Below are 21,601 nucleotides of genomic sequence, written 5' to 3'. Positions count from 1 at the left end.
CCGTCAACACCACTTCTCCGGGACCGCTCTGATGCCTATGGCCGAAATTCCATTGTGCGTCTGGCGTACCCGGGGACAGAGTTTCATCTTCCGGGGCCAGAGCATCCGCTACTGGACCGCAGGGCAAGGAGAGCCCCTGCTTCTGTTACACGGTTTTCCCACTGCCAGCTGGGATTGGCACTACCTGTGGGGGCCTTTGACCCAACGTTTCCGGGTGATCGCGTGCGACATGCTCGGTTTTGGCGATTCGGCCAAACCGGTTGATCATGCCTACAGCCTGATGGAGCAAGCGGACCTGCAGCAGGCCTTGCTTGCCCACCTGCAGGTCAAGCAGCCGGTGCATCTGCTGGCCCATGACTATGGCGGCAGCGTGGCCCAGGAATTGTTGGCGCGCCATCATGAGCAGCGCGCCGACATCGCTAGTTGCGTGTTCCTCAACAGCGGGCTGTTCCCCGAAAGCTGCCGCATGCTGCTGATCCAGAAGCTGCTGCTCAGCCGCTTTGGCTGGCTGGTGGGGCGTTCGTTCGGGCGTGACGACCTGGTGCGCAATGTGACCCAGGTCTATGGCCCCTGCACTCACCCCAGTGAGAGCGCGCTGGATGACTTCTGGAGCCTGATCGCTACCAACCGGGGTACACGCATCCTGCACAAGTTGGTGGGCTACATGCCCGAGCGCAGGTTGCACCGTGAACGCTGGGTCGGGGCGATGCAGCGCAAAGGCGTACCACTGCGCTTCATCAATGGCGTGGTCGACCCGCTGTCCGGCGGGCACATGCTCGAGCGTTACCGGCAACTGGTGCCGGAGCCGGACACCGTGCAGCTGCACGGCATTGGCCATTACCCCCATACCGAAGCGCCGATGCAGGTGCTGCGCCACTACCTGGCCTTTCGCGAACAACCGTCCAGCTACTACCAGCCGAAAGTGGCGTGGTCCTGACGGGGCCTCATCGCCCTGCGTTATTGCCAGGCATTCAGCCTGTGTGAGCTTGATTGTCCGCCTGCCGCTGGCGGCGGACACTCGGCTGACCTGAACCTGCCTGGAGCCATGAGCATGAGCGAGCCCGTCCATTTGCAAGATCGCGTGGTGATCGTCACCGGCGCCGGTGGCGGCCTGGGCCGCGCCCACGCGCTGCTGTTCGCCGCGCGGGGTGCCAGGGTGGTGGTCAACGACCTTGGCGGTTCTACCCACGGGGAAGGTGCCAGCGCCTCGGCCGCCGACCGGGTGGTGGAGGAGATCCGCGCCGCCGGTGGCAGCGCCATCGCCAACCATGACTCGGTCAGCCACGGTGCACGTATCGTCGAGCAGGCGCTGGACACGTTCGGCCGGGTCGATGTGCTGGTGAACAACGCTGGCATCCTGCGCGACAAGACCTTTCACAAGATGGACGACAGCGATTGGGAGCAGGTGTACCAGGTGCATGTCGAAGGGGCCTTCAAAGTCACCCGCGCCGCCTGGCCACACTTGCGCGAGCAAAACTGGGGGCGGGTGATCTTCACGGCTTCCACCTCGGGTATCTACGGCAACTTTGGGCAGGCCAATTACGGCATGGCCAAGCTGGGCCTGTACGGGTTGACCCGCACGCTGGCCATCGAAGGGCGCAAGCACGGCATCCTGGTCAACGCCATTGCTCCCACGGGCGGTACCCGCATGACCGAGGGGCTGATCCCACCCCAGGTATTCGAGCGGCTCAAGCCCGAGCTGGTCAGCCCACTGGTGGTTTACCTGGGCAGCGAGCAGTGCCAGGGCACGGGGGAGCTGTTCGAGGTGGGCGGCGGCTGGGTGGGCAAGGTGCGTTGGGAGCGCAGCCTGGGAGTGGGTTTTGATCCGCGCGAGGGGTTTACCCCGGAGCAGGTGGCGGAGCACTGGGCGCAAATCGGCGACTTTGACGGGGCGGTGCATCCTCAGGACAGTTTGCAGGCATTGCAGCAGATGATGGCGAACCTGCAGAAATACCCGCTGGGCTGAAGATTTATCCGCTCAAATAAAAAAGGCCGCTGCAAGCCGCAGCGGCCAATCGAGACGTTAGATCAAGGAGCTTCAAAATCTACGTCGGTGAACCTCGCAGGCCTGAAAGGCGGGGGGGAGAGCCCTTCATGCCGGCCAGTGAGTTAAGAATAAGCGCTTGATCCGCTGGGAAAAATAGCTGCTTATGACATTCACCTTTACGTATCGGGCAATAGTGCCGCTAGCGCTCAGGTAGCGGGCGAATAGCCCATGCGCCAGCTGGTTTCCCGCGCTGCCGCCAGTAGCCGTTGCGCCGCTGGGCCATGTTCGTCGGCGTGGAAGATCGATGTCGGCCCGACCACGGTCATCACCGCCGCCACCTGCCCCATGGCATTGAACACCGGCGCCGACAGGGCATCCACGCCCGGCATCAGCAGGCCGTGCACATGGTGCAGGCCACGTTCGCGAATGCCTGCCAGCACCGGCTGGTAATCATCGGCGTGGTGCTGCAGGGCGGCCAGTTCGCGGTCACGCAACTCGACGGTTTCGCGCTCGGGCAGGTAGGCGGCGAACACCAGGCCGGTGGAGGAGGTGAGCAGCGGCAGCACCGAGCCCATCTGCGTCACCACGGTAACTGCACGCACCGCCGGTTCAATGCTGACCACGGTCGCGCCCTGGTTGCCCCACACGGCAATGAAGCAGCTCTCGTTAAGTTCGTCGCGCAGTTGCGACAGCGGCAGTGCGGCAGTTTTCAGCACATCGATGCTGCCCAGCGCCGCCAGCCCCACCCGCAATGCCTCGCGTCCCAGGCCGTAATGGTTGGTGGCGGCATCCTGTTCGGCAAAGCCGCTGGCGATCAGCGCTTGCAGGTAACGGTGCACTTTGCTTGCCGGCATTTGCACATGTTCCGCCAGGCGTGACAGCGAGGTGGACGGGGACAACTCGGCAAGGGCCTTGAGGATGTCGGTGCCGACCTCCGCCGAGCGGACTTTCTGCTTGCCGTTGTCGGCGGGGGAGCTGGCTTTGGTCATGGACATCTTCTTCTGGATTCTTCAAGTCGGGCCTTTATAGCTTGACGCCATGCGTGGAGCAAATTACGTTATTCGTAATCTGATTACGATAAAAACAATGCAGACGCGCTGCCACCCCACATCGGGCCAGCAGCCAGCTGCCCGCAACGGCTCGGCCAGAGCCCGGAGGCATCGATGAATCGCGACACCTCACCCGACCTTCACTACCTCAGCGGCTTCGGCAACGAGTTTGCCAGCGAAGCGCTGCCAGGGGCCTTGCCGGTCGGGCAGAACTCGCCACAGAAGGCACCCTATGGGCTGTATGCCGAGCTGCTCTCGGGCACGGCGTTCACCATGGCCCGCAGCGAGCTGCGTCGCACCTGGCTGTATCGCATTCGCCCGTCTGCCTTGCACCCTCGTTTCGAGCGCCTGGCGCGTCAGCCGCTGAGCGGGCCGCTGGGGGGCATCAACCCCAACCGCCTGCGTTGGAGCCCACAGCCGATTCCCGCCGAACCGACCGATTTCATCGAGGGCTGGTTGCCCATGGTGGCCAACGCCGCAGCGGAAAAACCGGCTGGCGTGAGCATCTACATCTACCGCGCCAACCGTTCCATGGAGCGGGTGTTCTTCAACGCCGACGGTGAACTTTTGCTGGTACCGGAACAGGGCCGCCTGCGCATTGCCACTGAACTGGGCGTAATGGAAGTCGAGCCGCTTGAAATTGCGGTGATCCCGCGTGGCATGAAGTTTCGTGTGGAACTGCTCGACGGCCAGGCCCGTGGCTACATCGCCGAAAACCACGGCGCGCTGCTGCGTATTCCAGACCTGGGCCCGATCGGCAGCAATGGCCTGGCCAACCCACGCGATTTCCTCACCCCGGTGGCGCACTACGAAGAGGCCGAAGCGCCGGTGCAACTGGTGCAGAAATTCCTGGGCGAACACTGGGCTTGCGAGCTGCAGCACTCGCCGCTGGACGTGGTGGCCTGGCACGGCAGCAACGTGCCGTACAAATACGACCTGCGCCGCTTCAATACCATCGGCACGGTCAGTTTCGACCACCCGGACCCTTCGATCTTTACCGTGCTGACCTCGCCGACCAGCGTGCATGGCCTGGCCAACATGGACTTCGTGATCTTCCCGCCACGCTGGATGGTGGCCGAGAACACCTTCCGCCCGCCATGGTTCCACCGCAACCTGATGAACGAGTTCATGGGCTTGATCAATGGTGCCTACGACGCCAAGGCCGAGGGCTTCCTGCCTGGCGGTGCCTCGCTGCACGGCGTGATGAGCGCCCACGGCCCCGACGCCGAAACCTGCGAAAAAGCCATTGCCGCCGACCTGGCGCCGCACAAGATCGACAACACCATGGCCTTCATGTTCGAGACCAGCCAGGTGCTGCGCCCGAGCCTGCAAGCCCTTGAATGCCCGCAATTGCAGGCCGACTACGATAGTTGCTGGGCAACCTTGCCAAGCACCTTCAACCCGAACCGGAGATAACCGATGAACCACACTGCCAATGCCCGTAGCTGGGTCGAGCACGCCAACGGGCACAGCGACTTCCCGCTGCAGAACCTGCCATTGGGCATCTTCAGCCGGCCGGGTGAAGCCCGGCGCTGTGGCGTGGCCATCGGCGACGCGATCCTCGACCTGGAAGCGGTGTTGGCCGCCGGCCTGTTCGCGGGGGAAGCCAAGGCCGCCGTCGAGGCTACTCGGGGTGGGGCACTGAACGCTTACTTCGCATTGGGCCGCAGCGCCCGTGTCGCCCTGCGCGAGCGTCTGCAGGTGCTGCTTGGCGAGCACAGCGAGCACCAGGCTGCTCTGCAGCCGGCACTGTATCCAGCCAGCGACTGCCAACTGCATGTGCCAGCGCAGGTCGGGGACTACACCGACTTCTACGTAGGCATCGAGCACGCCAAGAACGTGGGCAAGCTTTTCCGCCCCGACAACCCGCTGCTGCCCAACTACAAATATGTGCCGATCGGTTATCACGGCCGTGCCTCGACCATTCGCCCGTCCGGCACCGATGTACGCCGGCCAAAAGGCCAGACCCTCCCGGCTGGGCACACCGAGCCAAGTTTCGGCCCATGCGCACGCCTGGACTACGAACTGGAACTGGGCATCTGGATTGGCCAGGGCAATGACATGGGCCAGGCGATCCCGGTTGGCGATGCCGCCGAACACGTAGCGGGCCTGTGCCTGCTCAACGACTGGTCGGCGCGCGATATCCAGGCATGGGAATACCAGCCATTGGGGCCGTTCCTGTCCAAGAGTTTCATCACCAGCATATCGCCCTGGGTGGTTACCGCCGAAGCGCTGGAGCCGTTCCGCTGCGCCCAGCCTGCACGCCCGGAAGGCGACCCGCAGCCGCTGTCGTACCTGCTGGACAAGCGTGACCAGGCCGCCGGTGCATTCGATATTGAACTCGAAGTGTTGCTGCTGACCGAGCGCATGCGCGAGCAAGGTGTTGCCCCGCACCGCCTGACCCTGAGCAACACCCGCAGCATGTACTGGACCGTGGCGCAGTTGGTGGCGCACCACAGCGTCAACGGCTGCCAGCTGCAGCCGGGCGACCTGTTCGGTTCGGGCACGCTGTCGGGTGCTACGCCGGGTTCGTTCGGCAGCCTGCTGGAGATCACCGAAGGCGGCAAGCTGCCGATTGAGCTGGCCAGCGGCGAGGTGCGCAAGTTCCTCGAAGACGGCGACGAAATTATCCTGCGTGCCCGCTGCACGCGTGACGGCGTAGCCAGCATCGGCTTCGGCGAATGCCGTGGCACGGTCATCGCGGCCAACTAAGGAGGCAGGGGCATGGAGCTGTACACCTATTACCGTTCCACCTCGTCCTACCGGGTGCGCATTGCCTTGGCATTGAAGGGGCTGGCTTACCAGTCCCTGCCAGTCAACCTGCTGCAGGGGGAGCAGCGCGGTGCGGACTATACCGCCGTCAACCCGCAGGGCCGCGTGCCAGCCTTGCGCACTGACGGCGGTGAGTTGCTGGTGCAGTCGCCAGCCATCATCGAGTACCTGGAAGAGGTTTATCCACAACCTGCGTTGCTACCGACCACGGCCGTGGAAAGGGCAAAGGTGCGTGGTGTGGCGGCAATCATCGGCTGCGACATTCACCCGTTGCACAACGTCAGCGTGCTCAACCGGCTGCGCCAGGCGGGTCAGGACGAAGGGCAGGTCAATCAGTGGATCGGTCACTGGATAAGCCAGGGGCTGGCAGCAGTGGAGCGACTGATTGGCGATCACGGCTTCTGCTTTGGCGATACGCCTGGGTTGGCGGATGTGTACCTGATCCCGCAGTTGTATGCGGCCGAGCGCTTCAACATCGACCTCGACAGCTTCCCGCGCATCCTGCGGGTTGCCGCACTGGCGGCCGCGCACCCGGCGTTCGCCAAGGCCCACCCCGCCCAGCAGCCGGACAGCCCGGCTCAGTGAAGTGAACGGTTCGCCGCCGGAAGCTTGCCGATTCGCTCGGACAGCTTCAGGCGCTGGACCGGGTCTTCCGTCAGCAGCAACGCATGCTCCAGGTCGAAGCGCTCGGCCTGCGGGCAATCCAGTTGTTGGTAGAGCGAAGCGCGGGTCACGTAATCGCTGACTTGCACCGGGCCCAACTGCATGACCCGCTCGGCGTCGATCAACGCGGCCAGGTGGTCATCGTTGCTGATGTGCAGTTGACGCAGGTTGCGCGACAGGCGTTGCAGCATCTGCAGCGGCGTAGCGCTGCGCATGTGCTCTGCCGTCAGCGCCACATGCGGGCCAAACTGGCGCGCCAGCAGTTCGCGGCAGTCACTCGGGTACAAGCGCCGACCGCCACAGGGGTCGAGCAGGTGGTCGGCACCCGGCACGCGCAGCAGGAAATGGCCAGGAAAGCCCACGCCCTCCAGCGGTATGGACAAGCGCCGGGCCAGCTCCAGGGAAAGAATGGCCAGGGTCAGCGGTTGGCCGCGGCGGCGCTGCAGTACTTTGTCCATCATCGCCGCATGCGGGCGTAACGGGTGGTATTCATCCTGCTGAAAGCCCAGCGCAATCAGTTGGCGCAGCAGTGGCTGGGCCAGTTCGCACACTGGCAGCATCGGCAGGTTGGCGCTTATCTCGCGCTGCAGCTCGTTCAGGGTGGCAAGGCTGGCCGCGGGCTCGACACTACGATCGTGCTCGGCGGCAATCCACAATGCGGCTTCCAGCAGGGCGACAGGCTCGCGTTCCAGGCAGGCCAGGCAGGCTTGACGTGGCTTCATGGGGCATCTCCACACACGTTTGAGTATTAGCTGTGACGCGTGGTTTCGTCCAGTGGTCCGGCGGCGGCGTCAATGCCGGGGCCGTGCCTATACTGGAAGGAGCACCTCGTGGGGGAGCCTGTCGATGTTCGCACTGATGCAAAGTACCCGGACCCAGTCACTGCATTTGTTCAACGACCCACCTACGGGCCTTAAGGCGGTGGTGGCGATCCACAGTGAGCACCTGGGCCCGGCCATGGGCGGTTGCCGCTACCTGCCTTACGCCGATGACGAAAGTGCCATGACCGACGCCATTCGCCTGGCCCAAGGTATGAGCTACAAGGCGGCATTGGCCGGCTTGCCGCTAGGTGGCGGCAAGGCGGTGATCATGCGCAACCCGCACGTGGAAAACCGTGCCGCGCTGTTCGAGGCCTTTGGCCGCTTCATCGATACCTTGCATGGGCGCTTCATCATCGCCGTGGACAGCGGCACCTCGACCCTGGACATGGACTGCATCGCCCAGAGTACTCCCCATGTGACCAGCACCACTGCCTCGGGCGACCCTTCGCCGCATGCGGCGATGGGGGTGTTCGCTGGCATCCGCGCCACGACCTCGTTCCGCCTGGGCAGCGATGACCTCAGGGGCCTGCGGGTGGCGGTGCAGGGGTTGGGTAATGTCGGTTATGCACTGGCCGAGCAACTGCATGCGGTGGGCGCGGAACTGCTGGTCAGCGACCTGGACCCCGGGCGGGTGCGGCTGGCGATGGAACAGTTCGATGCCAAGCCTGTGACCAACGATGCACTGATCAGTACCCCTTGCGACATCTTCGCCCCCTGCGGTGTGGGGCCGGTGCTGAACGGGCAGAGCGTGATGCAACTGCGTTGCGCGGCAGTGGCGGGGGCGGCCAACAACCAGCTGACCACCTTGCAGGTGGCAGACCAGCTGGAGTCGCGGGGGATACTGTATGCGCCTGACTACGTTATCAATGCCGGTGGGCTGATCTACGTGGCGCTGACCCATCGTGGCGAGGACCTGGGCACCATCACCGCGCACCTGGCGCGGATACCGTCACGGCTGACCGAAGTGTTTGGCCATGCGCAGGCGGAAAAACGTTCGCCGGCGCGGGTGGCGCAGATGTTGGCGGAGCGGTTGCTCTACGGCTGACTGTTGATGTTGGCTCTACTGGCCTCTTCGCGGGTTTACCCGCGAAGCAGCAACGTCGCTATCACTCGGCAGCGCCACCCTCTAGCAACTCGGCCAGGGCATCCGGCTGGCTTTTGAAGGCCCGAGCGAACACATCGCGGTTCTTGGCCATGTAGATACCGGCTTCCTCGACCTGTTGCTCGCTCAGCGACGGCACTGCCTTGTGCAGCACTTCGGCCAGGCGCTCGGCCAGTTCGAGCATCTTGTCGTGACGGTCTGCTTCGGCCTTATCCATGAACAAGCGCTCCGGGTCGCGGCTGCTGCGGTACACCACTTCGACGGCCATTCATCACCTCTATGCCTTTTTGCTGGTTGTGTTGCTGGTTACTGTATCTATATACAGTAATGGCATTTGCCATCACCACGCAACCAGATTCTCACGGCAAAAGCCTAGTACACAGGTGCCTTGCGGCAATCGGTCGCCTTCCAAGCCAAGGGCCTGGCCCTTTAACTGCATGGCACAAGCGTCACATCGGTGACGCATCATCCTTAAAGACGTATCGGGGAATGGAACATCGTGAACATCAAGTGGGCAGAAAAGCTGCGCAAGGGCCTGCACGGCTCGGCGGACTCGCTGGGCAACCTGTGCGTCGAGGCCTTCCATTACCTGGCGCTGTTCGGCATTGGCGCGATTACCGCCTATGCGGCAGTGGTGACCTTCCTGGACATGCTTGGCAAGGGTGGGGTCAGTGTCGATGACATCCTGCTGCTGTTCATCTACCTGGAGCTGGGGGCGATGGTCGGTATCTACTTCAAGACCAACCACATGCCGATCCGCTTCCTGTTGTACGTGGCGATTACCGCGCTGACCCGTCTGCTGATCGGCGATGTCTCGCACCACAAGGCGCCGGACGAAGGGCTGTTGTACCTGTGCGGCGGCATCTTGTTGCTGGCCTTCTCGATTCTGGTGGTGCGCTACGCCTCGTACCGCTACCCCTCGACCAAGGTGCTGGATGCCAACGGCAAGGAAGTGGAGGAGGGCAAGTAGCCCTCAGTTGGCCACGACATGGCGTGGGTGGTGGCGGGCATCGCGGGTCAATGCGGCCAGCACCTGCATGGGGTTCTGGCTGAGTTCGATGGCCAGGCCCAGGCGGATGCTGTCGATTACCCGCTGCAGGCGCACCGGGTCGTTGCGCTGGGCCTGGGTGATGAGGCGCTTGGCGACCACGCCTGCGTCGTCGGACAGGGTCAGCATGATGCTGCCATCGAGGTTTTCGATGCTCAGGTTGACCCGGTATTCGGGGGCAAATGCGGCACTGATGAGTTCGAATGGGTTGTTCATGTTCAGGCTTCTGCAGCGAATGAGTGCAGAAGTTGACTGGCAAAACGGCGGGTTGGTTCAGTGCCGTTGATCGCTGCAAATAAAAACGCCCGGCTCTAGGCCGGGCGTTTTGCATTGCCAATCAGGCGTCTGGGTCACTCAGTTCCAGGGCGCCGCGCTTGCTGCGCAGCTTGCCGTAGAAGTGTTCCAGCGCGTGGCTGAGCTTGGTGGCTGCACCGTCCACTGCCTGGTCCAGCGAAGTGGCGGTGTGGGTCACCGAAATCGGTTGGTGGCCTTTGGGGCGAGCCTCCATCTGGCAGCGTTTGTCATGCGGTCCGGGCTTGGCGCCGTTCTCGTCGCGCAGGTGAACCTCGATACGGGTGAGGTCTTCTTCGTAACGTTCCAGCGAGTTCTGCAGTGTGCTGCGGACCCACTGATCAAGCCGGGCGTTGCCTTCGAAATGGTTGCTGCTGTTGACCTGGATTTGCATGATTCAATCCTTATTCAGCTTGCTCGCATGGAGGCGCGCCTAGGCCCTTGAGACCCTTGGAATTTCTGCGCCTCTTGACTCTAAGGTCAGGCAACCACGAAACGAATTCAAGCCCTTTTTGAAAATAAATGTCTTGTTGCAAATGGGGCGGCAAAGCGGCCCCCCATTTGCAGTCGATCAGAATTCCACCGACGTCTGCACATACAAGGTACGCGGCTCACCCACGTACTTCCCTTTGTTGTTGTCATCGTAAGAGCGCGTGTAGTACTCGCGGTTGAACAGATTCTTCACCCCAACCGCCACTTTCAGGTTCGACAGCTGCGGGCCAAAGTCGTACCCGGCGCGGGTGCTGACCAGCATGTAGCCCGGAATGCGCCCGGTGCTGCCGTCGGCGCTTTCGGTGCTGGTGTTGGCGTTGTCTGCGTACTGGCTGCTCTGGAAGCTGCCGTCCAGGTTCAGCTGCCAAGGGCCATCGGTGTAGCCCACGCCCAGGTTGCCCTTGTGGCGTGACGAGAACGGCACTTGGTTGCCTTTGTTCGGCCCGTCCTCGCGGATAGTGGCGTCGACGAACGCATAGCTGGCATGCACATCGAAACCGGCCAGGGCGGGGCTCAGGCCGTCGAGCGCGTAGCGCACGCTGGTCTCGATGCCCTGGTGGCGAGTTTCGCCGCGGGCGATCACCGAGTCGTTGGTCTGGTTGCTTTCGTACTGGTTGTCGAAGTTGATCAGGAACGCGCCAATCTCGGCCTGCAGGTCACCATTGTCATAACGGGTACCCACTTCCCAGGTTCGCGCCTTTTCCGGTTTCACTTCGCCGCTGCTGACCCGGTTGGGCATCTGGCTGTACTGCACGCTGCCGAACGAGCCCTCGGTGTTGGCGTACAAGTTCCAGCTGTCGGTCAGGTGGTACATCACGTTCAGCGCCGGCAGCGCGGTGTTGTAGCTGCCTTGGTAGCGCTGGCCGTTGAGCTTGTTGCTTTGCTCGGAGTCGATCATCTCGTAGCGCACACCGGGGGTGATGGTCCAGCGGCCGATGTCGATGCGGTCATCCAGGTAGATGGCGTGGGCTTCGGTGCTGCCACGGGTGTCGCGGTCATTGCGGCTGGCGGTGGTCGGCAGGCTGCCATTGACCGGCTCGCGGAAGCGCAGTTCGTGGCCGGCTTCGTTGACGTAACGGTAGCCGATGCCCAGCTCGTGCCAGCTGTCGCCAAGGGCCAGGCCCTGCGAGAAGCGGGTTTCGATGCCGCGTACCCAGTACTCGCGTGGCGACAGCGAGACGAAGCTGCCCTGGTCCAGGTAACCGCTGCGTAGGGTCTTGGTGAAGAAGCTGTTGACGCTGAACTGGCGGTCGTCCTGCTTGTAGTCGTAGCCGAAGTTGAACAGGGTGCGGCGGCCCCAGAACTTGTCCTTCAGGCGCGTCGACTGGTACGGGTCGGCAGCGAAATCGGCAGTGCTCAGGCCGCCGGGCATGTCGGCTTCACCCTCGTAGTACTGGGCCATGGCGTGCAGGCTGTTGGCTTCGTCCAGTTGCAGCTTGCCCTTGAGGATCAGGTCGTCGATTTGCGTGTCGCTGTGTTCGCGCCAGTCACCGCCACGGGTGCCAGAGTACAGCAGGGCGCCGCCCAGGCCGTTGGCATTGGTGCCGCCGACCAGCAGGTTGGCGCTGTTCTTGAAGCCATCGTGGCTGGAAGACGGGCTGATCTGGTTCTGCATGGCGGCCTTGAGCGTGGCCTGTTCAGGGATCGCCCGAGTGACGAAGTTGACGATGCCGCCAACGTTCTGCGGGCCGTAGCGCACCGCGCCGCCACCGCGCACCACATCCACGGCGTCCATGTTGCCCATGCTCAGTGGTGCCAGCGACAGCTGCGGCTGGCCGTACGGGGCGAAGGGCACCGGGATGCCGTCCATCAGCACGGTGGAGCGCGATGCCAGGCGTGGGTTGAGGCCACGGATGCCGAAGTTCAGCGCCAGGTCGTGGCTACCGGTGCCGTTGTTGTCGGGGGCGTTGACACCGGGGATACGGTTGAGCACTTCGCGGGCGGTGGTGGCGCCGTTGCGCTCGAATTCCTCGCGACGCACTACGTCGCGGGCACCGGGGTGCTCGAACACATTGTCCTGCCGGGCCTCGGCCAGCCAGTCGCCGACCACGGTGGAAGCACCGAGCTCGACCGGCGCACCCGCAGCGGGGGTATCGATGGGCTGCAGGCTGAAGGCGTTGTCGGTTTCCTGCCGCACCTGCAGGCCGCTGCCGCGCAGCAGTGCATCGAGGCCCTGTCGCACGTCGTACTGGCCGTCCAGGCCTTGAGTGTGGATGCCTTGGGTCAGTTGCGAGCCGAACGAGATCAGCGCCCCGCTTTCGCGGCCAAACTGGTTGAGGGCGTCTTCAAGCGAGCCGGCGGCGATATGGTAGCTGCGGGTTTCGGCATAGGCGGCAGGCGTGGCCAGGCCGAGGGTGGTGGTGAACAGCAGGGCGTGGACGAACGGGCTGTGGCGCAACGGCATGGGTCGGGTCCTGAAAGAGGGGTTCTGCCATGTCTGTCACGCGAGGTTGGAAAAATGGCTCACTTGATTGAAAAAATGTACGTACGGCTCTACCCGATCTTCGGCTCGACCGTCACCCAGTACCGGGTGAACCGTCGCACCCGCACCGGTAGCGCCACCTCCAGCATCTGCAGGATGCGTTCACTGTCATCCAGCGGATACGATCCAGAAATACGCAAGTCGGCAACCTGTTCGCTACACCCCAACTGCCCATGGCGATAGCGCCCAAGTTCGGCAAGAAAGTCCGCCAGGCGCATCTGCGACGCCACCAGCATGCCGTCTACCCAGGCCCCGACATTAGGGTCGAGCGGCGTCACCGATCGCCAGGCGCCGGTGAAGCGGGCCTGTTGCCCGGCCCGCAGTGGCTGCCCAGCCGCGCTGGCAGCCCCCTCGAATACCGATACCAGGCTGTAACCGTCGAACTGGCGCACGTTGAAGCGCCCGCTGTCCAGGCGCAGCGCCCCTTCAGCGGTGCGCAACAGCAATGGCCGTGCATCGCTGGCCACTTGCAACGCCAGTTCACCTTCGAACAGACGCAGCTGTCGCTGCTGGCTGTCGAAGCGCGCGTCTGCGGCACTGCGGGTATTGAGTTGCAGCACGCTGCCATCAACCAGCTGCATGCGCCGACGCTGGCCGAGCGGGCTACGGTAGTCGGCCATCAATCCAGGCAGCGGATCGTGCTGTTGCAGGCCAAGCCCGGTGGCACTCGCCACACCGACCAACAGCAACGCCTTGAGTGCCCGGCGCCTGGCCGGCGAAGGCGGGGCTTGCAGCGTTGCATGCACCACGGGCGACGACACACCGCGCAGCCGCTGGTTGACCTGCTGGATATGGGCCCAGGCTCGCTGGTGCTCCTGGTTGGCCTGGAGCCAATGCTCAAGCGCCAGTTGCTGTACCTGGCCGAAGTCATCGCCCTGAGATTCGATCAGCCAGTGCACGGCCTGCTCCGCAACCTGCGCAGAGAACGAGGCGTTCACAGGGCAAAGTAACAGCGCATGGCTGCCTTGCTCAGGTAGCGTTTTACCGTGGCCAGGGAAATACCCAGCTCACGGGCGATTTCGCCTTGGCCAAGGCCGTCGACCTGGGCCAACAGGAAGGCACGTTTGACCAATGGAGGCAGGCCGTCCAGCAGGCGGTCGAGTTCCAGCAGGGTCTCGAAGATGATCGCCTTCTGCTCCTCACTGGGTGCCACTTCTTCCGGTATTTGGGCCAGGGCCTGCAAGTAGGCGCGCTCCAGCTCCTGGCGGCGGAAGTGGTTGCACAACACACGCTTGGCCACGGTGGCGAGAAATGCGCGAGGTTCGATCAGTTGCGGTGTTTCGCGGGCCTGCAGCAGGCGCAGGTAGGTGTCCTGGGCCAGGTCGGCGGCACTCTGCGGGCAGCCCAGGCGGCGGCGCAACCAGCTGGTGAGCCAGTTGTGATGGGCGTGGTAAAGGCCTTCGACCGTGGAAGAGAGCGCGCTGGGCACCGTGATACTCCGGCGCTCGATCGCGCAACTGGTAGTAAGAATTGTTCGCATTATATGGGCGGTCGCGCTACTCGGCAATCGTCACTCGTCTTGGGGCTTTGCTTATGAGAATTGAAATCATTATTATTGCAACCCCGAAAACGCCCGGACCTTCGCCATGACGCGCAAAACCGCCGGCCTCCCGCTCAGCTATCGCCTGGCCGTGACCTCTCGCAGCCTCGCCGCACTGCTGGGCGGCTACTTGCTGGCGTCCCTGGCGAGCGTCTGCATTGCCTTGCTGGCACCAATGCCAAAGGTGGATGCCACGCTCACCGGCCTGCTGCTGTCGTTCGTCTTCTACCTGCTGGCGTTCATCTGGTGCTTTGCCTGCCGCAGCGCTTGGCGTGCGTGGTTGGGCGTGCTGGCGCCAAGCCTGTTGCTGGGCATGATCAGCGGCGTTGCCTACTGGATGCAGAACCCATGAAAGAAGGCTTCCGCCAGGCCATGGCCTGGCTGCACACCTGGACCGGCTTGATCTTCGGCTGGCTGTTGTTCGCCATCTTCCTCACCGGCACGCTGTCGTATTTCAAGGAAGAAATCACTCACTGGTCGCAGCCCGAAGTGCGCAGCCACGCCCTGGACCCGGTCAACAGCCTGGGGGTGGCGCAACGCTACCTGCAGGACAATGCCGGGCATTCGGGTACCTGGTTCATCCGTATGCCCAATGCGCGTGAAGCGGCCCTGAGCGTGGGCTACCGCGACCCCAATGGCGGGCCGCGTGGCTTTGTCAGCAAAACCCTCGATACCCAGACCGGCCAGCCGGTGGAGGCACGCGACAGCCGCGGTGGTGAGTTCTTCTACCGCTTCCATTTCCAGCTGCAGATGCCTCATCCGTTTGGCCGTTGGCTGTCGACATTCTGCGCTTTCATCATGCTGTTGGGGCTGGTCACCGGCATCATCACCCACAAGAAGATCTTCAAGGAGTTCTTCACCTTCCGCCCTGGCAAGGGCCAGCGCTCCTGGCTGGATGGGCACAATGCTATTGGCGTATTGGTGCTGCCGTTTCACCTGATGATCAGCTACAGCAGCCTGGTGCTGTTCATGTACATGGTGATGCCGGCAGGCATCATGGCCAGTTACGGCAATGACACCGACAAATACTTCAATGACCTGTTCGGCCGTAACGATGCGCCCAAGGCTGCCCAAGTGGCTACACCTCTGGTAGCGCTGCCGAGTTTGTACGCCAAGGTGCAGGCACTGCAGCCGGGGGCGCGCATTGGCAACATCCAGGTGCAGAACCCAGGCGACAGCAATGCCCGCGTCACCTTTACGCAATCGGCCGCCGACCACGTGGCTTATCGGCGCAGCGCCAACTGGACTTTCGATGGCGCCAGTGGTGCGCTGCTGAGCCAGGGCAAGCCGGAGAGCGGGGCAATGATGACCGCGTTCAGTTTCGCCGGGTTGCACATGGGTAACTTCGCCGGGCCCTGGCTGCGCTGGTTGTACTTCTTCTTTGGCGTGGCCGGTACTGCGGTGATCGGCACCGGGCTGGTGATGTGGTTGGGCAAGCGCCAGCTCAAGCACGCCAAAAGCGCACACATGCCAGGCGAGCTACGCCTGGTCGAAGTGCTCAATATTGCCAGCATGAGCGGCCTGTTACTGGCGGTGGCGGGCTTCTTCTGGGCCAACCGGCTGATGCCCATGGGTGTCGAAGGCAGGTCGGACTGGGAGGTCAATGCATTCTTCATCGCCTGGGGGCTGTCGCTGGTGCACGCCGTTTTGCGCAGTGGGCGCAGGGCCTGGGGCGAGCAACTGGCGTTGGGCGCGCTGGCCTTTACCTTGTTGCCGCTGCTCAATGGCCTGACGACCGATCGGGGTTTGAACCATTCACTGCCGGAAGGTGACTGGGCCATGGCCGGCTTCGACCTGACTGCGCTGGGCACTGGCCTGTTCCTGGCCTGGCTGGCCAGCAAGATGCTGCGCAGCCCCAAGCCCGTAGCCAAGCGCGCCGCGCGTGCGGCAAAAAAAACGAGCACTGAAACGGCGGAGGCGAGCTGATGCTGGGTAACGCACTGATCGCATTCGCAGGCTTCGTCGCCCTCTGCCTTGCCATGGAAAAGCACTTTAGCGACCTGCTTGGGCGCAAGCCGCGCCCAGGGCAGCTGCGCCTGTTGCGTGTCGTGGGTTGGCTGCTGCTGATGCTGTCGTTGGCGCTCAGCGTGCACCTGCGTGGCTGGGCTCATGGCCTGGTGGAGTGGACGGCGGTGACGATGGCCGGGGTGACGCTGTGGGTGTTTGGCCTGCCATACCAGCCGCGCCTGCTGTTGGGCCTGGCCGCCGCCAGTGGGGTGCTGGGCCCGTTGCTTGCCGTGTTTGCCGTGTGACGCTGTGAGCGAGCAGAGCGATAGCATAGAGCCTGACGCCGACAGCGCAGGCGCGCGTGCTCGTTTCGTCCAGGTGTTCCAGGCCCAGCGCGCGCGCATGGAGGCGCTGGTCAGCCGCAGGGTCGGCTGCCGGGCTACCGCTTCGGACCTGGTCCAGGAGCTTTTTCTACGCTTCTGGCGCCGCCCCGAGGTCAAGGTCGAAGCGCTGGACACCTACTTGCTGCGGTGCGCCGGTAACCTGGCCATCGACCACTTGCGCAGCGAGGGTAGCCGCGAACGCGTGGCCGAAGTTGCTCTGCAGGTAGATGAAGCGGCCATGGGCCATGCCCCGGAGCAGGCCGTGGAGATCGACCACGACTTGCAGCGAATCGAAGCCGCCTTGCGTGCCTTGCCCGAGCGCACCCGGCAGATCTTTTTGCTCAACCGCATTCACGGCTGCAAGTACGGCGAGATCGCCAAAGCCATGCAACTGTCCCAGAGTGCTGTGGAAAAGCATATGATGCGCGCCCTTGAAGCGTGCAAGGCGAGTATTGCCGAACCCGCGCCCACCCCACGCCGGCCAGGGAGCGCCCGTCGATGAGCAGCATGCCCCCCATCACCGAGGCGCAATCCCAGGCCGCCCTGCAATGGCTCAGCCGCATCAACGAGCAGCCCGCACAAGCCGAAGGGGCGGCGTTCAAGCGCTGGTTGCTGGCCGACCCAGGGCACCGTGCAGCCTACCGACAGGCGCAGGCGCTGTGGCAGAAAAGTGCCGCCCCGGCGCAGCGGTTGGCCGACGAAGAACAGCAAGCCCTGCACCGCTACCTCGATGCCATGGCCAGGCCAGCGCCCCGTGGCCGGTGGCGGCGGGTGGCAGCACTGGCGATGGCAGCCTGCATGGTACTGGCCCTAGGTATTGCAGGTGGTTGGCACCCGGGTTACTGGTTGCAGGACCTGCAAGCGGACTACAGCAGTAACGGGCAGGTGCGCCAGGTGACCTTGGCTGACCAGTCGCAGGTCACGCTTGATGCAGGTAGCGCCATTGCGGTCGATTTCAACCAGGGCGAGCGCCGTGTGCGGCTGCTGCATGGCGCAGCGTTCTTCCAGGTGACCCATACCGGCGAGCCGTTCATGGTCGAAGCTGCCGGTGGCGAGGTGCGAGTCCTCGGTACCCAGTTCGAGGTGCGCGAGCAGGGTGAGGGAGCGCTGGTCACGGTGCGCAGTGGGCGCGTGGGGGTTAGCCCTGTTCCGGGCGCGTTGGTGCGTGAACTGACTGCCAACCAGCAGGTGGCCTATCGCGCAGGGCGCGCGGGCGACACGTTGGCGGTGGACAGTGATAACCGCCTGGCCTGGCGGGAAGGCTGGCTGAACTACTACCAGGTGCCGCTGGCGCAGGTGCTCGAGGACCTTGGGCGCTATTACCCAGGGCGCATCCTGCTGCTGGATGGCGAACTGGGGCAGCGCAAGGTCAGCGGCAGTTTCCCGGTGGCCGAGCCGTTGCTGGCGCTGGATTCGTTGGGCAATGTGATGGGCTTTTCGCGGCAGACGGTGTTGGGGCGTTTGACCCTGATTCGGTAGTTGTCGGCGAAGCGGTCGGCACAGGAAAATATTTTTCAGATAGCGGGTGAGGTAACAGGACGTGGCATCCGTGTAATGAGTGGAAGTGCGATTCATTCGCAGTAATATCCCTCTCACAGGTCAGCGTCCATGAAGTTCTCCCCGCGTTGCGTCCCTCTCTGGCTAGGCCTTGCTACGCTGCCTGCCATCGCTGTCGCCCCCCTGGCCTGCGCCGCCGAGCAACAGCAGGCCTACGCCTTCGCCCAGCCAGCCCAGCCCTTGGCCCAGGCACTCAACGCTTTCAGTCGTACCACCGGCCGGAGCGTGGTCTACACCCTTGAGCTACCAGGCGTGCAGGCGCCTGCGCTAAATGGCCGGTACAGCGCCGAACAGGCCCTGCAACAGCTGCTGGGTACTTCCGGGCTGGCCTGGCGCCGCGTCGATGCACGCACCTTCACCCTCGAAGCTGCCGACACCTCCGGTGCCCTCAACCTGCAGGCCACAACGGTGACCTCGCAACTGGATGACTACAGCTATCAGCCCCCGGCTAGCGCCTCGATCATGCGCGGGCAGGGCCCTAACCAGGACATCCCCCAGGCGATCAACGTGGTACCGGCGCAGGTCATCCGTGATCAGGCGCCGCGTAACCTCGATGACGCCCTGGCCAATGTCAGCGGCATTACCCAGGGCAATAACTTCGGTGGCACGTCCGACACGGTGATGAAGCGTGGTTTCGGCGACAACCGCGATGGCTCGATCATGCGCGATGGCATGCCCATCGTGCAGGGCCGCAGCCTCAACGCCAGCACCGAGCGGGTCGAAGTGCTCAAGGGCCCGGCTTCGCTGCTGTACGGCATTCAGGACCCGGGTGGGGTGATCAACGTGGTCAGCAAGCGCCCGCAACTGCAGCAGTACAACGCCCTGACCGTGCGTGGCTCGACCTACGGCAGTGGCAAGAACGGCAGTGGCGGCGGGCTCGACAGCACTGGCGCGCTGGGCGACAGCAACTTCGCCTACCGCTTGGTCGTCGACCACGAGGACGAAGACTACTGGCGTAACTACGGCGTGCACCGCGAATCGCTGGTGGCGCCGTCGCTGGCCTGGCTGGGCGAAGATACCCAGGTGGTGGTGGCTTACGAGCACCGCGAGTTTCTCTACCCGTTCGATCGGGGTACCGCGTTCGGCAACAACGGCCACCCGCTGAACATCCCCGCCACGCGTCGTCTGGACGAGCCCTTCAACGACATGGAAGGGCGCTCCGACTTGTATCGCCTGGAAGTCGACCATCAGTTGGCCGATGACTGGAAGCTGCACTTCGGCTACAGCTTCAACCGTGAAACCTACGATGCCAGCCAGGTGCGGGTGACGGCCGTCAACGAAGCAAAAGGCACGCTGACACGCAGCATCGACGGCACCCACAACGCCATGAGCCGTGACCAGTTCGCGACCGTCAGCCTGGCAGGCAACGTGGAAGTGGCCGGCATGCAGCACGACTTGCTGTTCGGCATCGACCACGAAGACCGCAAGATTTTCCGGGGTGATCTGATTCGCCAGACGGCCAAGTCCACGTTCAGCTATGTGGACCCAGTCTACGGTCAGGAAGTGGAAGGCAGCACGGTGCGCGCCAGTGACAGCGACCAGACCGACAAGCTGCGCACCGATGCGCTGTTCGTGCAGGACGCCTTGCACCTGGACGAGCACTGGATCCTGGTGGCCGGCGCGCGCTTCCAGCAGTACGACCAGTACGCCGGTCGCGGCCGCCCGTTCCACGTCAATACCGACATCAGTGGCCAGGCCTGGGTGCCTCACGCCGGCATTGTCTACAAGGTCGACGACCAGCTGTCGTTCTATGGCAGCTACAGCGAATCGTTCAAGCCAAACTCCACCATTGCGCCACTGACCGGCAATATCGTGCTCGACTCGTCGGTAGCCCCGGAAGAGGGCAAGTCGTGGGAGCTGGGGGCCAAGCTCGATATGCCGGGCCGCATCACAGGCACCCTGGCGCTGTTCGATATCACCAAACGCAACGTCCTGGTTTCGAACTTCGACGCCAGCACCAGCGAGACGGTCTACAGCAACGCGGGTGAAGTCAATTCACGAGGCGTGGAACTTGACCTGACCGGCCAGCTGACTGATCGCTGGAGCTTGATTGGCAGCTATGCCTACACGGATGCCAAGGTTACCAAGGACCCGGACCTGCAAGGCAACCGCCTGCAGAACGTAGCCAAGCACAGTGGTTCGTTGTCGGCTGTGTACGACTTCGGCAGCCTGTTCGGTGGCGACAAGCTGAGGGTAGGTGCGGGTGCGCGCTACGTGGGCGAGCGGTCGGGTAACTCGACCAACACCTTCGACCTGCCGTCCTACACCGTGGCGGATGCATTCGCCAGCTACGAGACCAAGCTCGATGAACACAACGTGCGCCTGCAGCTCAACGTGAAGAACCTGTTCGACAAGGTTTACTACAGCTCGGCGGTGAACCAGTACTTTGTGGCGATTGGAGATGCGCGGCAGGTGAGTTTGTCGAGTACCTTTGAGTTTTAAGTACAGCCTGTGCCGGCCTCTTCGCGGCTAAAGCCGCTCCTACAGGGATCGCGTTACTCTGTGGGAGCGGCTTTAGCCGCGAATGGCCGAGCGATATTCCCCAGGCGTTGCGCCAAGGGCCTGCCGGAAGCGGTTACTGAAATGGCTGGCGCTGGCAAACCCGCACAACAGGGCAATTTCGCCCAGCGGCATTTCCCCCAGTCGCAACAGCTCACAAGCCCGTTGCAGCCGCCTGGCTAGCAAATACTGATGCGGCGGTAACCCGAAACTGGCGCGGAACATGCGCGCGAAGTGGTATTCGGACAAGTTGCAGCGCAAGGCCAGTTCACCCAGGGTAATCGGCTGGTCCAGGTGCGCTTCGATGTACTCGACCAACTGCCGGCGCAGGTTCGGCGCCAGCCCACCTTTCAGGCGCAGGCCTTGGCGCAGCCCGACCTGGCTGAGCAGCGCATGGTCGACGATTTCGTGTGCCAGGCTGCTGGCCAGCAGGCGTTCGCCGGGCTCGTCCCAGTCCAGCTGGATCAGTTGGCGAAAGCGTGCCGCCTGCTGTGGATCGTCCAGAAAGGTCGCCTCCTGCAGTTGCAGCTCCCGTGGCTCACGGTCGAGCAGGCGCACGCAGCCCAGGGCGAACTGCGCCTCGCTGACATACAGGTGTGACAGCCGGATCGCGCCATTGACCACCCAGTTCGATTCCTGCCCGGCCGGCATCACGCACAGCTTGCCGGGTGCGCCCTTGTCGGCCGGGCGTTGGCGGCGGAAGGTGCCGGTGCCGTCGGCGATGTAGCACGACAGGGTGTGATGGGTCGGTGCCTGGTAATCACGAGCATCGTCACGGTTGCTCCACAACGCCGCCGCCAGCCCGTCGCCCAGGTGCGCGCTCAGCTCCAGCCGGGCGTGGGGCGAGGCATGCATGGCGTTGAACACTTGCAACTGGGTGAGTGGCGTCATGGCGGGTTCCTCTTGCCAGTCATCCTACTGCGCCCTGCACAGCGTGACATCTACTGGCGCAAGAAAAGCGCAAGTTT

At 63.5% G+C, this 21,601-nt stretch carries 22 protein-coding genes; 13 read left to right on the top strand and 9 right to left on the bottom strand.

Translation table 11 applies throughout. The features are described 5' to 3' along the window. Positions 1-31 precede the first annotated feature (31 nt). Positions 32-937, top strand: coding sequence for an alpha/beta fold hydrolase (locus DM807_RS21390; protein WP_012274146.1), 906 nt, complete (start codon positions 32-34; stop codon positions 935-937). A 114-nt stretch (positions 938-1,051) separates the two neighbouring features. Further along, positions 1,052-1,966, top strand: a complete 915-nt coding sequence (locus DM807_RS21385) for an SDR family oxidoreductase (RefSeq protein WP_012274145.1) — start codon at positions 1,052-1,054, stop codon at positions 1,964-1,966. Between the two features lie 227 nt (positions 1,967-2,193). On the opposite strand, the gene DM807_RS21380 is transcribed toward DM807_RS21385, so the two are convergent. Further along, positions 2,194-2,976, bottom strand: a complete 783-nt coding sequence (locus DM807_RS21380; RefSeq protein WP_041166588.1) for an IclR family transcriptional regulator — start codon at positions 2,974-2,976, stop codon at positions 2,194-2,196. 174 nt (positions 2,977-3,150) lie between these two features. Here DM807_RS21380 and hmgA point away from each other — a divergent pair, with 174 nt between their 5' ends. The 3 genes from hmgA to maiA are packed head-to-tail and all read left to right on the top strand — an operon-like array spanning position 3,151 to position 6,393. Next, the gene (hmgA, locus tag DM807_RS21375) at positions 3,151-4,452 is read left to right on the top strand and encodes a homogentisate 1,2-dioxygenase (protein WP_179027888.1); all 1,302 of its coding nucleotides are present in this window, start codon (positions 3,151-3,153) and stop codon (positions 4,450-4,452) included. Positions 4,453-4,455: 3 nt separating this feature from the next. Beyond that, positions 4,456-5,748 (top strand): fumarylacetoacetase, encoded by a 1,293-nt coding sequence (gene fahA, locus DM807_RS21370; RefSeq protein ID WP_012274142.1) that lies wholly within the window; start codon positions 4,456-4,458, stop codon positions 5,746-5,748. Between the two features lie 12 nt (positions 5,749-5,760). Beyond that, positions 5,761-6,393: a maleylacetoacetate isomerase gene (gene maiA / locus DM807_RS21365; RefSeq protein WP_012274141.1), complete on the top strand. Its 633-nt coding sequence runs from the start codon at positions 5,761-5,763 to the stop codon at positions 6,391-6,393. Here maiA and DM807_RS21360 read toward each other — a convergent pair. Further along, entirely contained in the window at positions 6,387-7,193 is an 807-nt protein-coding gene (locus DM807_RS21360; RefSeq protein ID WP_012274140.1) for a SirB1 family protein, read from the bottom strand. The two genes, maiA and DM807_RS21360, sit on opposite strands and share 7 nt — an antisense overlap. A gap of 124 nt (positions 7,194-7,317) precedes the next feature. Between DM807_RS21360 and DM807_RS21355 the strand changes: the two genes are divergently transcribed. Continuing rightward, positions 7,318-8,337 carry a Leu/Phe/Val dehydrogenase gene (locus tag DM807_RS21355; RefSeq protein WP_012274139.1) on the top strand — a complete coding sequence of 340 codons (1,020 nt, stop codon included), beginning with the start codon at positions 7,318-7,320 and terminating at the stop codon, positions 8,335-8,337. A 61-nt stretch (positions 8,338-8,398) separates the two neighbouring features. Here the strand turns inward: DM807_RS21355 and DM807_RS21350 are convergent, their stop codons facing one another. Then, positions 8,399-8,662: a YebG family protein gene (locus DM807_RS21350; RefSeq protein ID WP_012274138.1), complete on the bottom strand. Its 264-nt coding sequence runs from the start codon at positions 8,660-8,662 to the stop codon at positions 8,399-8,401. Between the two features lie 231 nt (positions 8,663-8,893). Here DM807_RS21350 and DM807_RS21345 point away from each other — a divergent pair, with 231 nt between their 5' ends. Continuing rightward, positions 8,894-9,364: a phosphate-starvation-inducible protein PsiE gene (locus DM807_RS21345; RefSeq protein ID WP_012274137.1), complete on the top strand. Its 471-nt coding sequence runs from the start codon at positions 8,894-8,896 to the stop codon at positions 9,362-9,364. Positions 9,365-9,367: 3 nt separating this feature from the next. Here the strand turns inward: DM807_RS21345 and DM807_RS21340 are convergent, their stop codons facing one another. The 5 genes from DM807_RS21340 to DM807_RS21320 form a co-directional block, all read right to left on the bottom strand. Next, the gene (locus DM807_RS21340; RefSeq protein ID WP_012274136.1) at positions 9,368-9,658 is read right to left on the bottom strand and encodes a DUF3509 domain-containing protein; all 291 of its coding nucleotides are present in this window, start codon (positions 9,656-9,658) and stop codon (positions 9,368-9,370) included. Positions 9,659-9,779: 121 nt separating this feature from the next. Next, the gene (locus DM807_RS21335) at positions 9,780-10,127 is read right to left on the bottom strand and encodes an HPF/RaiA family ribosome-associated protein (RefSeq protein WP_012274135.1); all 348 of its coding nucleotides are present in this window, start codon (positions 10,125-10,127) and stop codon (positions 9,780-9,782) included. Positions 10,128-10,304: 177 nt separating this feature from the next. After that, the gene (gene fecA, locus DM807_RS21330) at positions 10,305-12,629 is read right to left on the bottom strand and encodes a TonB-dependent Fe(3+) dicitrate receptor FecA (protein ID WP_069942690.1); all 2,325 of its coding nucleotides are present in this window, start codon (positions 12,627-12,629) and stop codon (positions 10,305-10,307) included. 89 nt (positions 12,630-12,718) lie between these two features. After that, on the bottom strand, positions 12,719-13,645 hold the full coding sequence (locus tag DM807_RS21325; RefSeq protein WP_179027887.1) for a FecR domain-containing protein: 927 nt from the start codon (positions 13,643-13,645) through the stop codon (positions 12,719-12,721). Further along, positions 13,642-14,187, bottom strand: coding sequence for a sigma-70 family RNA polymerase sigma factor (locus tag DM807_RS21320; RefSeq protein ID WP_171577219.1), 546 nt, complete (start codon positions 14,185-14,187; stop codon positions 13,642-13,644). Before DM807_RS21320 ends, DM807_RS21325 begins: the two co-directional genes overlap by 4 nt. A gap of 106 nt (positions 14,188-14,293) precedes the next feature. On the opposite strand from DM807_RS21320, the gene DM807_RS21315 reads away from it, so the two are divergent. The 6 genes from DM807_RS21315 (at position 14,294) to DM807_RS21290 (ending at position 20,576) form a co-directional block, all read left to right on the top strand. Continuing rightward, the gene (locus DM807_RS21315) at positions 14,294-14,599 is read left to right on the top strand and encodes a DUF3649 domain-containing protein (RefSeq protein WP_012274131.1); all 306 of its coding nucleotides are present in this window, start codon (positions 14,294-14,296) and stop codon (positions 14,597-14,599) included. Beyond that, the gene (locus tag DM807_RS21310) at positions 14,596-16,173 is read left to right on the top strand and encodes a PepSY-associated TM helix domain-containing protein (protein WP_179027886.1); all 1,578 of its coding nucleotides are present in this window, start codon (positions 14,596-14,598) and stop codon (positions 16,171-16,173) included. The genes DM807_RS21315 and DM807_RS21310 overlap by 4 nt, the downstream gene beginning before the upstream one ends. Next, positions 16,173-16,499: a DUF3325 domain-containing protein gene (locus tag DM807_RS21305; RefSeq protein WP_012274129.1), complete on the top strand. Its 327-nt coding sequence runs from the start codon at positions 16,173-16,175 to the stop codon at positions 16,497-16,499. The genes DM807_RS21310 and DM807_RS21305 overlap by 1 nt, the downstream gene beginning before the upstream one ends. Positions 16,500-16,503: 4 nt before the next feature. Next, a complete protein-coding gene (locus DM807_RS21300) occupies positions 16,504-17,079 on the top strand; it encodes an RNA polymerase sigma factor (protein ID WP_012274128.1) in 576 nt (191 codons plus the stop codon). Further along, positions 17,076-18,056 carry a FecR family protein gene (locus tag DM807_RS21295; RefSeq protein WP_060493269.1) on the top strand — a complete coding sequence of 327 codons (981 nt, stop codon included), beginning with the start codon at positions 17,076-17,078 and terminating at the stop codon, positions 18,054-18,056. Before DM807_RS21300 ends, DM807_RS21295 begins: the two co-directional genes overlap by 4 nt. Positions 18,057-18,185: 129 nt before the next feature. After that, the gene (locus DM807_RS21290) at positions 18,186-20,576 is read left to right on the top strand and encodes a TonB-dependent siderophore receptor (protein ID WP_179027885.1); all 2,391 of its coding nucleotides are present in this window, start codon (positions 18,186-18,188) and stop codon (positions 20,574-20,576) included. A 72-nt stretch (positions 20,577-20,648) separates the two neighbouring features. On the opposite strand, the gene DM807_RS21285 is transcribed toward DM807_RS21290, so the two are convergent. Then, entirely contained in the window at positions 20,649-21,524 is an 876-nt protein-coding gene (locus tag DM807_RS21285; RefSeq protein WP_179027884.1) for a helix-turn-helix domain-containing protein, read from the bottom strand. Between the last annotated feature and the right edge of the window lie 77 nt (positions 21,525-21,601).

The sequence above is a fragment of the Pseudomonas hunanensis genome, assembly GCF_013393325.1.
GTDB classification, from domain to species: domain Bacteria; phylum Pseudomonadota; class Gammaproteobacteria; order Pseudomonadales; family Pseudomonadaceae; genus Aquipseudomonas; species Aquipseudomonas putida_P.
Note: the sequence above shows the minus strand (reverse complement) of the source record. Positions and strands in the feature narration are given on the sequence as shown.